This window comes from Mesomycoplasma flocculare ATCC 27399 (assembly GCF_000815065.1).
Taxonomy (GTDB): Bacteria; Bacillota_I; Bacilli_A; order Mycoplasmatales; family Metamycoplasmataceae; genus Mesomycoplasma; species Mesomycoplasma flocculare.
The window spans coordinates 139,745-155,191 of sequence record NZ_CP007585.1 but is presented as its reverse complement, the minus strand read 5'-3'; the positions used below and the strand labels follow the sequence as shown (position 1 = coordinate 155,191).

Annotated in this window: 9 protein-coding genes; 6 read left to right on the top strand and 3 right to left on the bottom strand. The window is 26.3% G+C overall.

The genetic code is table 4. The features are described 5' to 3' along the window. Positions 1-426: 426 nt before the first annotated feature. Both MYF_RS03410 and MYF_RS00645 read left to right on the top strand, forming a co-directional pair. Positions 427-1,776, top strand: coding sequence for a putative cysteine peptidase (locus MYF_RS03410; protein ID WP_002557605.1), 1,350 nt, complete (start codon positions 427-429; stop codon positions 1,774-1,776). Continuing rightward, positions 1,751-3,481, top strand: a complete 1,731-nt coding sequence (locus MYF_RS00645; RefSeq protein ID WP_231237864.1) for a hypothetical protein — start codon at positions 1,751-1,753, stop codon at positions 3,479-3,481. The genes MYF_RS03410 and MYF_RS00645 overlap by 26 nt, the downstream gene beginning before the upstream one ends. Before the next feature lie 81 nt (positions 3,482-3,562). Here MYF_RS00645 and MYF_RS00640 read toward each other — a convergent pair whose 3' ends face one another. Then, a complete protein-coding gene (locus MYF_RS00640; protein WP_002557603.1) occupies positions 3,563-4,258 on the bottom strand; it encodes a potassium channel family protein in 696 nt (231 codons plus the stop codon). A 281-nt stretch (positions 4,259-4,539) separates the two neighbouring features. Here MYF_RS00640 and MYF_RS00635 point away from each other — a divergent pair, with 281 nt between their 5' ends. The 3 genes from MYF_RS00635 (at position 4,540) to MYF_RS03160 (ending at position 8,368) form a co-directional block, all read left to right on the top strand. After that, the gene (locus MYF_RS00635) at positions 4,540-6,024 is read left to right on the top strand and encodes a potassium transporter TrkG (protein WP_002557602.1); all 1,485 of its coding nucleotides are present in this window, start codon (positions 4,540-4,542) and stop codon (positions 6,022-6,024) included. A 282-nt stretch (positions 6,025-6,306) separates the two neighbouring features. Continuing rightward, entirely contained in the window at positions 6,307-7,152 is an 846-nt protein-coding gene (locus MYF_RS00630; protein WP_002557601.1) for a hypothetical protein, read from the top strand. Positions 7,153-7,729: 577 nt separating this feature from the next. After that, positions 7,730-8,368 carry a hypothetical protein gene (locus MYF_RS03160; RefSeq protein ID WP_160609261.1) on the top strand — a complete coding sequence of 213 codons (639 nt, stop codon included), beginning with the start codon at positions 7,730-7,732 and terminating at the stop codon, positions 8,366-8,368. 200 nt (positions 8,369-8,568) lie between these two features. On the opposite strand, the gene MYF_RS00620 is transcribed toward MYF_RS03160, so the two are convergent. Next, positions 8,569-9,324 carry a hypothetical protein gene (locus tag MYF_RS00620; protein WP_002557598.1) on the bottom strand — a complete coding sequence of 252 codons (756 nt, stop codon included), beginning with the start codon at positions 9,322-9,324 and terminating at the stop codon, positions 8,569-8,571. Between the two features lie 489 nt (positions 9,325-9,813). On the opposite strand from MYF_RS00620, the gene MYF_RS00615 reads away from it, so the two are divergent. After that, the gene (locus tag MYF_RS00615) at positions 9,814-10,962 is read left to right on the top strand and encodes a hypothetical protein (protein WP_002557597.1); all 1,149 of its coding nucleotides are present in this window, start codon (positions 9,814-9,816) and stop codon (positions 10,960-10,962) included. Positions 10,963-11,054: 92 nt separating this feature from the next. Here the strand turns inward: MYF_RS00615 and MYF_RS00610 are convergent, their stop codons facing one another. Then, positions 11,055-15,185: a hypothetical protein gene (locus MYF_RS00610; RefSeq protein WP_002557596.1), complete on the bottom strand. Its 4,131-nt coding sequence runs from the start codon at positions 15,183-15,185 to the stop codon at positions 11,055-11,057. Positions 15,186-15,447 lie beyond the last annotated feature (262 nt).

Below are 15,447 nucleotides of genomic sequence, written 5' to 3'. Positions count from 1 at the left end.
TTCCCCTTAAGTAGATAAAATAAAAATAATTGCTAATTTGAATAAAAAAATATTTTATCCTTAAAAAAATATGAAAACTTCATTTTTGAAGAAAAAATCTTCTCTAATGAAGAATAATGGGGAATCTGTCAAAAATATTAAGTGAAGCGGATTCGAAATAAAAAGCAGCATCATCAAAAAGTGATGCTTCAAATATATAAAGTTTTAGTAAATGTAAGTACTTTTTCTCGAATTCCATAGGTAGAATAAAATTATATTATATTTTTAATATTTTTTCTTAATTTAAAATTCATATTTTAAACCCTTTTGGATGCTAAGGAAAAACTAATTTTTATGATATAATTTTGATTTGTTCTTCTTGATTTGCTTTTTTTTGGTAAATTAAAAATTTAGTGTTATAACTAAATTAGAAGAAGGAGAATATGTATGATAAATTTAATAGAAAATGTAGTTGTAAAAGCAGAGCAAAATAACAAAATCCCAAAACAACAGATAGATTATTTTATTAAAACTGCAAAAGTAGAATTATTAGAATTAACCGATAGTAGACAAGATTTTTTGTACTGCAAAATTCTAAAAAACATTTACGGTCAATCAATATTATTTTTGCAATTTACAAATTTTTACCTTGTAATTACTCTGGAAAATTACGAGACTAATGAAATTGCTAATTTTAATTTTGATGAGAAACTATTTAAAACAAACAATGTTGTTTATATACCCGGATTTTCACTTCATTATAGAAAGGGCGAAGAACTTTTTGGGTTAATTTCAAAACAAAAATTAGATGACAAAATAGTAGAACTTATAAATAAACGAAAAGATATATATTTAAAAAATACTTCGAAAAATAGAGAAAAAAATAAGGAAAAAAGGGACAAGTCTTTTAATTCGAAAACCCGGTTAAAACGAGGTATTGAAAACCCTAATGTAATAGCAGAAAAAGGTGAAAAAATTGAAAATCTTAATTCGTTTAATATAGGTATTCCAAATTCCTGATGATTTAAAGCTAAAGATTCAAATTCTAAGCTTGGTTACATAGAATATGAAGAAGGAAGTAGAAAAGTGGGCGTTTGTGAGTACATTGCGATGGCATTAATGCTGGAGTATGCCGAAACATTTATTGCATCAGGGATATTTACAAATGAAGAGGTTGCCAGATTTTTTGATGTAAAAACTAATTATTCATCTAATTTAAGCGACGGAGTCGCCGAATATAAATATTATAAACATAAAAATTCAAACGATGGAACCTCTACATTTAATTCTCTTCCGCTTCATTTGTTTGAACTTAATGAAAAATACGAAAATGTTAAGTATGCTTCTTATTTTACTACCACATTAGAGAGTTTTCTAAAAGATAAGGAAATAAAAAAATATATTACAACTGACTACTCTACTAGTTTTATGCATTCAAGTAGTCCAGAAAATTTTTTGTTAAAAAACCAAATGCCCGTTATGGTTGCATTTGCTAATTTCAGTGTTGGACACAATATTATCATATATGGTTATGACCCAAAAACAGAAAAATATTTAGTAAATTTTGGTTGGGAGAATTATTCTAATTTAGTTATTTCAAAATGAGATATCTGAAGTTTTTGATCACTAGGGTATTGGTGATCTTTTAAAATTGATGATGATTATAAGAAAAAGCATCCCCCAAAGCAAAAATTACTGAGTAATAACGGTCAAATTTTTTCCTATTCAGAAATATCTGAAAATGATCAGGAAATAAATAGAAACGGAAATATTGTCAGAAATTACGATATTTACTAATTTATTAGGAAAAGCAAAAGGAACTTTAATGGATAAAAGCAAATCTGGAAAAAAATCAAGATATAAGAATTTTTTTAACTATTCAAAAAATAATTTTAGAAAAAATTGACTTTTAAGTATCTTTTTTTCAATTTTTTCAATTTTTTCTATTTTACTTTTATTATTTCTATGGCAATTGAACAAAAAATTCGACACACCTATTTATAATTTTCCAAACCAACAAATTACAATTGTCAAAAAAAATGGCCATGCTTTTAAAAATGAAGAAATCAAAGAAATTGAAAATTTAAAATCTGTGACTTCAGTTTCAAAAGGCGAATCAATATTAGAATTCGGCGGATTTTCTAATTCGGATTCGTTTGGTTTTAACTCTTCGCCTACTTGAATTAAATCAGTTGATATTAATTCATTTTCTAAAAATAATATGAAAAATTATGTTAATTTTCAAGGGCGATTTTTAGAAAAAGACAACGAAATAATAGTTTCACAAGATTTTGCAAATTTAAAAGATGTAAAAATTGGCGACACAATTGAATACAAATACAAAATACCTGATGTTTTAGCTAATCAAGACCCAATAATTCATAGCGAAAAATTTAAAATAGTTGGAACTGTTGGATATATTAATACTAGTTCAGATTTTCATATTTTAATTTCAAACAATGGTTATAAAAACTTAGTTAAAAATATTTTCAATTTTTCGAAAAAATTTTTAATTCAAGACAAAACAGGCGAAAATAATGAAACTGACTTTGCTAAATTTTTGATTCAAAATTTATCGTTTTATGGAATAAAAAAGGAAATTTCAAAAAACAGTCAATTTCCAAAAATTACTGAATATAAACAGTTCAATTTTATAAAAAATTTCAGCCTTGATAACAATGTTAAAACTCCCAAATCTGGAAAAATTCCTGCAAAAAATAACGAAATTCTTGTAAATCAAAAATTAATTGATCTTTTTAAGCAAAAATTAAATCTTAATTTAAATATCGGTGATGAGATAAATTTTAAATTGCAAAATCCCAACTTTTTATTTTTTAATGACCAGCTTTTTACCTTCAAAATTAGCGGTATTTTTGATTCTGATGAAGCAAGCCAGATTCTATTTAATAAAAACGTAGTTCAAGTTTTTGATAATGCACTAGATGATAATCTTCCTTTCAAACTAGACATTTTTCATAATCCAGGCGAAAATCCAGCGCAAAATTTACTCTCAAAATTAGAAAAAAAGGGATATGAACCGATTAAAAAATTAAAATATGAAACTCACGTTGGAGTTGCTGAGATTTGGTTAGTAATTCTTGGCGTTCTAATTATGATTATTCTTTTAATATCTTCCTTTTTTGCTTATGGTTTTGGTTTAAAACAACTCAAAATAAACAGCCTAATAATTGATGGTTTTTCTGCAAATGAAAATAAAAAAATGGTAATAAAAAAAATAAATTCACACTGATTTTTTATCTTAACTCTTGTTTTTCTAACTAGTTTTCTCTTGTTTTTCCTTTCTACTCAGTTACCATTTTTTAATCACTATCTTGAAAATAGACCAAAGAATTACATAATTGGCCGAATTAGTTTAGATCTTTTTTGAATTTCATTAGTTTATCTTACATTTTCAACAATTATTTTTGAAGCCACCATTTATTTTAAATACTGGAAAAATTTTGTGAAAATCAAAAATGTAGCATCAACAAAAAGGCTTTAGAAAAAAATTGCCTTAAATTCGTAAAATCCTTGCTAATTTAATCAAACAATTTACAAAAAGCGTATAAAAACATACGCTTTTTTACTTTTTGATTGATTCTAACTTTTGTAAAACCGTGGTAACATCGCCGATTTTTCCAATAATCGTAATTTCATCATTTTGCTGAATTATGGTTTCAGCTGCGGGCAAAAAAGTTTCTTTATTTCTTTTAATTAAAACCACATTGACATTAAATTGCCGTAAATTTGCATTTCTAATGCTTCTATTTATATAATGCGGCGATTTTACAGTGACGCTTCCGGCAAAAACTCCACTTGCAATTTCTTTGAGGCTATCAGCATAGTTAAGAAAATTTTTATCAACAGTTAATAATGCCATTTTGATTCCAGCTTCTTCTTCGGGGCTTATAATTCAGTCAACACCGATCTGTTTTAAAACTCGCGCGTGCCTTTTATTAACCGCGCGCGCGGCAATTTTTAAATTGTTAAAAAAATTTATTTCTGTTTGTAATTCTAATAAGGTGGCAATAATTTCGATATTATCTGATGTTGCTACTATAATTGTGTCAATATCTTCAAGTCCAACTTCGTTTCGCATCGCGTTAATATCACTTGCGTCCATAATAATTGGTTCTATAGTCGCAAACTCGCGGATAAATTTAAGATTTTCGGCTTTTTTATCAATAACCATTACGTTATGGCCTGATTCTGCTAATTGCGAAATTGCCGCTCGACCAAGACGGCCAGCGCCAATTATACAGATGTTTGCTCGTTTCATTTGAATAAATTTTAGACTAAAATTAAAAAAATTTGTAAATTTTTTTAAAAAATAAAAATAGAAATTTTGCCTTTAGTTAATAAAAAAGCATCCGGGGGCAATAATGATCCCGCTTAATTTACTTTTAATTTAAAGATCTTGTTTTTGCTTCAATTTTTTTATAAATTTGATACAATTTATTTGTCAGTTTGTATAAAAACAAACTTAATGTGCTTTTATATTACTAATTTTAATTAGTAAAAAAGCAAAAAACAAGGTAAAATTTAGTCAAACGGGGAAAAATGAATTTGAAAATTAGTTTCAAAAGTTTTCTAAGATCACTTTTTCGCCTTAAAAAAATACATATTATCTTCGCCACTTATACATCAGTTATTCTTCTTGGGGCCGCGTTTTTAGTTGCCCCTTTTTCGCATAGCACTTTAGCTAATAAAATCAGCTTTTTTACATCACTTTTTACCGCAGTTTCGGCTTTTAGCGATACAGGTCTTAGTTTAGTTGATACCGCAACCAATTTTAATGTTTTTGGACAGAGCGTAATTGCAATTTTGATCATACTTGGTGGTATTGGAATTTTCGCCGTTAAATTCTATATTTTTAATAATCTTTTTGGAAAAAAAATAAGTATTTTATCACGGGAAATTCTTAAAATTGAACGGGGTTCTAGTAAACTAAATGATTTAAAAGGAGTAATTAAAACATCAATTAACCTCTTTTTAATTTTAGTTTTACTTTCAAGTTTAGCTCTAACCCTTCATTTTTATTTCTATGAGGTTGATCCGCTCAAGTTTTCTTTTGAGAAATCACCTTATAAAGATGTTTCTTTATCGCTAAGATACGGAATTTTCCATAGCATTTCGGCAATAAATAATGCTGGTTTTGACATAATCGGCGCTTCTAGTTTTGCACCTTATTATTATTCTTACTTTTTGCAAATAATTATTATTATTTTGACAATAATTGGGGGAATTGGCTATCCAGTAATTTATGATTTTTATTGCTTTTTTCGCATAAAACTTTCACGGCAAAAAGTGCAAAACTTCCGCTTTTCGCTTTTTTCTAAAATTTCACTTTTAAGCTACTTTGTAATTTCTTTTTTTGGTTTTATTCTTTTTATCGCTTTTGAGGCTAGTTCTACATCAAATCTTACTTTTTGGAACCAGCAACAAAATGGAAACTGATTTGCCAAAACTTTTGCACTTTTTTTTCATAATTTTATGGCTCGCTCAACTGGATTTTTAACTTTCGATTTAAAACAATTATCACAAGCTAGTATCTTTTTAACAAGTTTGTTAATGTTTATTGGCTCTTCGCCGTCTTCGACTGGAGGGGGGATTAGAGTGACAACTTTTTGGATTTTTATACTTGTAATTATCTCGAAAATTAAAGGGTCACAAGATGTTAATGCCTTTAAAAGAAAAATTAAAACTGATAAAATTGTCTCAGCGGCAATTGTTTGCTTTATTTCCCTAGCTTTGGTAATTTCTCTTGTTTTTCTTGCAAGTTTTTCACTTGATAATTCGATTAACCAGGGAAATACTATTCCTTATCAAATTCATCACTTGATTTTTGAAGTAACCTCTGCTTTTGGAACTTCAGGGCTTTCAACCGGGCTAATTCGGCATTTATCAACAGTTTCACAAATTGGATTTATGCTTGTGATGTTAATTGGGCAACTCGGAATTACCTCGTTTATTTATGTCTGGCAAGGCGATAATATCGGAAAACAAAGTAAAACTTATATTACCGAAGATATTTTGATTGGTTAGGTTTTTGCGGTGAAAATTAAAAAAATGCCGTAATTTATAGTGTTTTTTTAATTTGCATGCTTATTTTTAAATTCTTAACTATTTTAAGCAGGAAAAAATTTAGTCCTCAGTTTTTGGATGTATCAATCAGAAAATTAATTTTTCAGCATTTAATTTTTTATTGTTTTTTGATTATTTGCTTCTTTTTTGCTAATAAATTTAATAATTACTTTCGAAATTTTATTTTTAATGTTATAATTAAAGTCAAATAATTTCAGATTATTTAAAAAAGCTAAAACTAAAATGAAATTTTCAGTCATAAAATCCAAAAAATTTACTGTTTTTAGCTATTCGCTAATGTTTACAACACTCATTAGCCCGCTATTGATTACATCTATAACTCCGGTTCAGCAAAAACAAATCGCTCATGAAATCAGAATTCAAAAAAGCGAACTTTCAAATACTGAAAAGTTAAAAAACTCAGTAATTCAATATATTTTTGAAAACAAACAAGATAATTTAAGTTCAATTAAATCAGAACTAAGTAAGCTGTTAAAATTATATAAAATAAAAGATTTTTCGCAAAGCGAGCTTGAAAAAGCTGCCAGAAATTTGATTTTATTTACAAAAAAGCATTTTAGAAATAAAGAAGTTCTTGAAGAGGCTTGATACCATTGATTTCCAATGGCTTTTTGATATGTCGCCTATGGCGCATTAGATATTTTTGATTTCGAACTAAAGCAAATAGGGAGTTTTTTCAACCTTTTGCCGACTTTTGTAGAGATTTCGAAAATTATAAGTAACACTCTTGCTGGCAAATATGATGTTGCTGCAGTTCGAAGTTTTACTATAATGGTTAAATTATTACGCTCTATGTATGTTTATGAGAAGGAAAATATTATTGAAGAAGCAATTGATGAGGCCGCCCTTAATTCTGTAAGTAATTTTGTTGAAAATTCTGATCCAAGATCTTTGCTTATTAAATTTTTAACAGACATTGCAAACAACTATCTTTTTGCAAGCTTAAATAAATTAGTGCAAGAACTAATTAGTGGAATTAGCGAAGCAATTAGTTTTGCAAAAGTTAAAGCGTGGGCAAATTATATCTATTACTACAATTTATATTGAGGAATAAATAATGTTAATTAATGTTTTCTTAAGTTAAATTATAATTATTAAAAAATCCTATAATTACTGTATATTGTTATGACAAGTGTGATACAAAAATTTTTTACTAGCGGAAATTTCAAGAAATTTAGAATTGTTTTCTTGCTGTCAATTTTGAAAACAATATTATTTTTAGCTTATATTATCATATCAAAATTATTTGATAAAGGTTTTATTAGCCTTCTTTTATGAAAAACAAGTACAAATATACCTTTTTCAATTAAAATAACAATGAAGGCATTATCGTTTATTTTAATTTTTTTGTTTCTTTTCTCGTTAGTTTTGCGGATTTCCTTTGCTTGAAAACTACGAGATGATGAAACATTTAAGCAATCGGGATTAAATATTAAATGATATTCAATTGGTTTTGCCCTTATCCCTTTGATTACTTCAATTATATTAATTATAAATTATAGAAACTTCATCAGCCAAAATATCAATTAATGACTTTTTAATTACTAAGCAATTAATTCTTAAGTGAAAAATTATTAATTTTGCCCGAGATGTATTATTTTTCTTATCACTTTTTTTGATTTTAGCTAATAAAATAACTTATGGTTTGATTTTTTTTAATGGTTTTTCGGACAAAAATATCAACGCAGAACCACTGAGTATTGTTGTTTTAGTTATACAATTTGGAATATTTTTTCTTTTAATACCTTTTGTTTTGCTCTTTGCTTATTCGCTTAAAATATACAAACAGATAAAAAACAGACTAAAAACAAATTGGCCTTGAGGTAATAATAGTAATGCATTTTTCTTGCCTTTTTTATATTTAAAAACTTGAAAAAACAAATTTAATGCAGAAAAAGAGATTAAAAATATAGAGGAAAAGAAGATTGACTATGATGATAATTTAATTGACCAAAATAAGATTAATTGATTATTTTATAAATTTACAATAACAAAAAATATTTTTCACTTTATTTTTCTTACGTTTTTTATAATCACATTGCCACTAATAATTTTAGAAGATAAAATTTTTTATAATAAAGTTCTAGTTATAATTTCACTTCTTCCACTCGCGTCCTCAACTTCACTTTATTTTTTCTTTATTTGCCCTTGTTATTTAGCAAATTTTGCCAATTTTGTTAAAAAACCAAAACACTGATTTTTGTATATTTTAGACTTTTTTATTCCTACAGTTTCAATTTATAATTTGATAAAATATAGAAAAAACAAAACTATTTTGACGTAAATTTTGATTTTTTAATTGTTTTTATTACTAATTAGGCAAAAAAGATAGATTTAAAACTAATTTATATTTAATCTTTGCATCGGACAACAAGGCAAAACCCATATCACTGTAAACATTTATGGATTGCTTAGATTTTTAAAACATAAAATTGAAAAACGCTATAAATTACGTAACTTTCTTAATTTTGTGATCATTTTTTGTTAATTACTTTTTGAAATTAATAACAAAATTTTCTCTTTGATTTCTGAATCTATCAATCGAAAAAATGGGATTAATTTTTTACTTTTTATTTTTTTACCTCTGTATAATCCAACTAATTTATTTCTAAAAAATAAAGGCGAACCTGATGAACCTTGACTGTAATCAATATTTTGTATCAATACATTATCTTCTTCTAATTCTGGAATTTTATCATCTGTATAAAATAATAATCTTGATGCATAAGGAAAAAAATTGCTTTTTAAAAGTGTAACAAAACCTAAACTAAATAAACTATTTTTCGAACTGGTAAAATCCTCCAAAACCCCGAAATCAATAAAATTAGTAGTTAAAAAAGGCAATAATTTACTAGTATTTAATGAAAATAATAAAATATCCTTCTCCTTATTTTCGTATTCAATTTTAAATTTTGACTTTATTTGGATTTCGAAATTAATTTTACTAAATTGTTCTAAATGAATATTAAAATTTTGTTCATTAATTTTTAGCTTTACAAAATTTAGTGAATGGTGCGTGGTAACAAAAATCAATTTTTCTTTCGTCTTCTTCAACAAAGTCGCAGTAAATCTTGATAAATTTTGTTTGCCTTTGCTTACCGAAAAATTAAATACATTGCTTTCGATTTTTAGTAAATCGGATTTAGAAATTATAACATTAGAACAAGAAGAAACTAAAATGGAAAAGTTGAAAAGAAGAACTGCGCGCACCATTCTTGTAATTTTTTTAAAATTCTCCATTTTTGTACCTTTTTTGATTTTTTATCTTTAAAAATTAGATTAATATACTTTTTTTCATTTTATTTTTTATTGTTTTTTGATTATTTGCTTCTTTTTTGCTAATAAATTTCATAATTACTTTCGAAATTTTATTTTTAATGTTATAATTAAAGTCAAATAATTTCAGATTATTTAAAAAAGCTAAAACTAAAATGAAATTTTCAGTCATAAAATCCAAAAAGTTTACTGTTTTAAGTTACTCGTTAATACTTTTAGAACCCTTTGTTAGTCAGCTATTGACATCTATTAACTCCGATTTAGCAAAAGCAAATCGCTGCTAAAATCTGAATTAAAAAGGCGAATTTTCAAATACTGAAAAATTAAAAAACTACGTAATTCATAGCATTTTTGAAAACAAACATGATAATCCAGATTCTATCAATTAAAAACTAAATAAATTGTTAAAAATTAAACTTTATTCTTTTTAAAAAACATAACAGGTCTAGATTTATGAAAAAATTTTACAAATCATTGAAAAAAAATTTTTTTAATGATTACAATTCTTTAGTTTTTCAAGTTATTTTCTGGTTTTCAATTTGTAAAACAATATGCCTTGCCATCATCTTAATCATTGCACTTTCATTTAAGAAACTGGGGGAGGCAAATTTTTTTAATAATCTTGATTTACCTTTTCTTGCAAAAAAAATAATTGAGCTTTTGCTCGGAGCTTTTGGCTTTTTAACTCTCCTTTCTTTATTTTTGCGCATTCGCTTTGCTTGAAAACTACGAGATGATGAAATTTTTAGACAATCTGGGTTAGATATCAAACAATATTCAATTGGTTTTGGGCTAATTCCTTTAATTACTTCAATCATTTTAATAACAAAAAAATTGGAAAAAAAGAAATCAATCAATGACTTTTTAATTACCAAACAATTAATTCAAAAGTGAAAAATCATTAATTTTTTCAAGGATTTGATTGCTTTAGTCTGAATTTTTGTAGTCCTTGGTTTTCTAGTATCTTTTACTTTTGCTTTTTTTGAGGCTAAATTAGATGAAAATATTAAGAATAATTTTAGTTATATTTATTTGATTATATTAGGAAATGGGATATTTTTTCTTTTAATACCGTTTTTTTTATTAGGAGCTAATTCTCTTAAAATATACAGGCAAATTAAAGACAGAGAGCAAGCTAATTGAACACCCGTAAGTTATATTTTTTTCTTGCCTTTCTTGTATTTAAAAGCTTGAAAAAACATATTTAAAATTGAAAAAGAAATTAAAAATACTGATTTTGAAAAAAATAGCACCACATATTTGGCAAGCAAAGATAAAATGAATTGACTATTTTATAAATTTTTAGTTAAAAAGCTTGTTTTTCATAGCCTTTTTCTAATAGTTTTTACAATTACATTATTGCAAGCAATTACAAGATTGGAAATTCTTCACAATATTGGTTTTTTGGTGAGTTTTTTTCTTCTGTTTGCAACAACTCTTGCAATTTATTTTTTCTATATTTGCCCTTGTTATTTAGCAAATTTGGCTATTTTTATCAAAAAGCCAAAATACTGATTTTTATATATTTTAGACTTCTTTATTCCTACAGTTTCGATTTATAACTTGGTAAAATATAGAAAAAACAATGATATTTTAATGTAATTTTCCCTTTTTCCAGAATAGTTATTTTGGGGTTCTTAAATCTAGAAAAGTCAAAAAAATCTAAATAATTCAATAATTTTTGCTATAATTATTTAAAAATCCTTATTTTTATTCGCAAATCCGACAAAGTTTACTCGTCCGATTGCAATATATTTATTACCCATTTTGTTGTTAAAATTAATTATTATCTTTTTAAGTCGCTTTTTGATGTTAATTGTTAGCGAGAGTTGGCTATTTATTCCCACAATTTGATAAGGTTGGCCGATACTGTCCTTTTCCAATTTATGAGTTTTCCCCTCGTTATCCTCATATGAGACACTGATATAATCTTTTCACCAATTATTTTTGTTTACGGGAGTATAGTCGCTGTTGTCAAAAAAGCGCAAACGGAAAGCTTCAACATAATAGCCATGAGGATACTGCGAAACATTCTGCGGGATCATTTTAAATTCACTGCCTTTATCGCTTCGGTCATTATCTAAATATCAGTAGGTATTTCCATGGCCAAAAACCTCTTCTGGCCGATATTTATATGAAAGATAGGTTGAATATTTTGTATCGCCAAAGCCCCAAATTTCTTTTGGATTTTTTTGGATGTTATAATTAACAAAATTAAAATTTTCTTTTTTCAAAAATCCAGAAAAAGTGCAACCTAAATAATTAAGTTCGTAGCGTGGTTGTAAATAACTAGACAAATTTTTTTCATTACCATTTATGATTTTTAGATCAGAAAAAAGGGCTGAATCTGTTTTTGTCAGGGCATTTTGAATTTCTGTCTCTGAAATTTCACTTGGAAATTTCCACCTGTTTTGTTTAGCAAAATCGACCCATTTTTTCTCAATTTCTTTTCCTATATCATCAAAACTTGTTAATTTTATTGTGGAATTTATATTTTTGATCTCCAAAGTTTCCTTTTTGGGATTCTGTTTTCAAGAAAATGATTGTAGTGTATAATTTCCAGTTTTGATTTTTTGAATTTCCGATTTTAAGAAATCAAAACTGAATTTAAAGCGGAATTTACCTTTTTGATCATTTGTATTTGTCTCAGTTTGGTTTATTTTTTCAGCTTTGGCTTTATAAAGTTTGATAAAAACACCTTGATTGTCTTGACTTTTTAATTGTAGATCAAAAAATAGTGCGGTTTTGCTTAAATCAAAATTGGCCGAAGCTTCCAGATTAATAAATTTATTTTTTTCGTCCATTTTTAAGTTATCCACTAAATTAATATCATTTTCAAAGCTGAATTTTTCCTGATTTTCTTTGTTATTGTAATAGTTTGTTTTTGTTTCTGTGCCAAATTCGATAGTTTCAATCTGATACTTTTCATTTACATTTAAATCTTGAAACTTTGCTTTTAAATATTGCAAATTCTTGTCATTTTCGTTGCTTGTTTTATTTTCTTGGTTTGAATTTTCAACTGTTGCCTCGCTTTCAAAAGTTTCATTTTTACTATTTTTATAAGTAACTTTTGCTTTATCATTTTCCTTAATTTTTCCTATTTTGTCGTCAAAAGGAATTATTACCTCGGTAGAATTTGGGTGATTACTTGAAAAAAGTGGTAATGTTTCTTTAAAAATATCGCTTGCAATAATTTTGCTGCTTTGAGATTTATCAACAGTTATTTTTTCATTTTCAGCAGTTTTTATTGCTACTAATTCATAAAAAGTATTTGTTTTTTCAAGACTTACCTCTGCTTTATAATCCTTTTTTTCGGTTTCCCTAAAAAAATCTGATTCTATTTCTTTATTATCAGAATTTCCTGATTCACGAAATATTAGTTTGGCTTGTTTTTTATTAAATTTATTCTCATCTGTAAGTTGAATTTTTAATGTTCGTTTTTTATCAAACGGCGATGAAGTTTCATCAAAAATAGTTAATCCGACGGTATTTTTAATAGTACTAAACTCAAATTGATCTTTTTTATTAACTGATGAATCATAAAAAACACCTTCTTGATTGTTTAAATTATAATTTTTTCAAGCTTTTTCGGGTTTATGATTAAAAAATAGTTGCTGAATTTTGTATTTTTTATCACTTTTTAGACCATTAAAATTAAAATTTAACACCCATTTGTCGTTGTCTTTTTTAATTCGGCCTTGAAATTTTGTTTTTTCTAAATTATTATCGCCAGCTAAAATTGCACTAACTATTTGATTTTCACTAAAAACATTATCTAAACTTTTTAGTTCAGCGCTAAAATTTGCCGAATTGATCGTTAAGTTAGTAAAATTGTTGTTAGTTTTTCCAACCTCTATCCCTTTTGGTTCAACGCCGATTTCGAATTTTTGACTGGCGATTCATCTTTTATCGGTTTCGATTTTATCAAAAGTAAAAATTCGATTTGAATTTACATTTTCAAAGCTAAATTCAACACTTTCTTTTTCAATTTTGCTTGCTGTTGATTTAAAAGTTTTACTATTATTTTTTAGAACTAAAGTTAAATTTTTGCTATCGTTGTTGAGGATTTTTGCACTAACAACTAATTTATTTTCCGAAAATTCCTTAAATTTAAGCTCTTTTAGTGTTAAAACTGTGGTATCAAAAATGAAATTATCGCTAAAATTGATGGAAATATTTTGACCTTTTTGTCGCAAGTTAACTTTGTTAATCAAATATTTTTTATTTTTTTCAAGATTTATATTATCAAAAATTAATTTCGGATTAAATTTTTGATAATTTGTAGCTATAATTTTACCAGAAATATCACTTTTTTCATTAAAATTAACACTAATTTGGGCATTTTCAAGACTAATATTTTCAGAAATTAGATCGATTTTTAATGAATTTAGACTAGTTTGTTCAAGATTTTTAAATTCAATTTTGTTCTCAAGAAAAAATTGTTCGGGTTTTTTGATCTTTTTGTGAAATTCAGAGCCGTTTGCATTTTTAAACCATAATTTTTTCTTAATTTTCAAAGGCTCTAACTTTTTAATATTAATTTTTTTATTCGGTAAAACATGAAAATGGAAATTTAGAAGAATTTTGCCCGTTTTTTCCACAATTTCCCCGATTGATTCGATGTTTTTTCCCTCATTGTCTGCAAAAACTTTAATTTGATCGCCTTGTTTTAAAAGTTCATTTTCATCTTCTAATTCCAGATTTGCAAAAACTTGGTCGATAAAATCACTTTTTAGCAATTGAATTTTGCTCAATTTAACAGGCTCAAAATATTTTATAAAGGAAAAATTTTCAATGCTGTTTTGAAATCTGATCTCATTTAGCTTATTTTTTGCATCATAATAATAAATATTTGACAAAAAATATTTATTATTTCCAGGAATTTCCGCGAAACTAAAATGATATAATTGTCTATCAAAATCAAAATATCCATATTTTGATGTTAATTTAGTATGGCCATCTTCTGAATTAATTGTTAGCACCAAATTCGCACTTATCAATTCCGGATCGATGAAATTAAAATGGATATTAACCCCATTTTCGCTTAGTTCAACGTCTTTAATTATTGAAAATTTTTTTTCGACTTTTTCGCTATTTTTTATAATGGTTGTATCTTTGATGGGAGTTAAAATTTCTGATTTTTCTTGATTTTCTAAAGGGTTTTTTGCTGCTTTTTGGCTGTCAAATTCAACAAAAAGATCATTTAAATTAATTGGCTGGTTTGCCTTAGTTTTTTGATCAATAAAATAAATGCCGCGCAGAGCAAGTTTTTGGTCTAAATTTAGCGTTTTGGAAGTTAATTTTGAACTTTGACCTAAAGTATCAATTGCCACTTTTTTTTCAATTTGAAATCCGTCCTCATTTTTTAGAACAAGAAAAACCTCCTGATTTGCGGTAAGATTTTTGTTAAACTGTAATTTTGCCGCCTGGCTATCCCAGCTAACTGATTTAAAAATTGGGGCTTTATCATAGCTGGTTTTGAAAATGGATCTTTTCTGAATTTCAATTGCAACTAATTTAAAAGAATCATCGAGATTAAAAGGGTGATTTATTGCCAGATTTCCGGATTTATCAACCTGAAAGGAAACAAATTCGGAGTCTAAATTTTTGTTTAAAAATTTAGCTTTTGCGATTTTGCTTGCAAAATTCTTATCAAGGTTAAAATTTAGCAAAATATCCCCGTTTTTATCATATTTATATTCAAAATTATAAAATTTTTCATAATTTGAACTTTTTGCCCTCAAAATTATAATTCCGACAAAGGAAGTCGCTAAAATGGCCGAAATTGTGCTAATTAATAATATAATTTTTCTTTTTTTTATCATTATTTTCGCTCGTATTTTCGTTTTGATTTTAAATTTTACCGCTGCTGAAAAGAACAAAAACGACCTATTTTGGCTGCTAAAATAACAAAATAGATTATTTTCTGTTTCGATATTTATATTAAATAAGCAAATAAATTAAATTCTATAAAGCTTGGTTATTATATCACAAAATTAAAATAAATAAATTTTATGTAGTTTTTGGCGGGTTTTTTTAACAAAATTAGAATTTAGCGATTGGAAAAGTGCTAATTTTGAGTCTAAA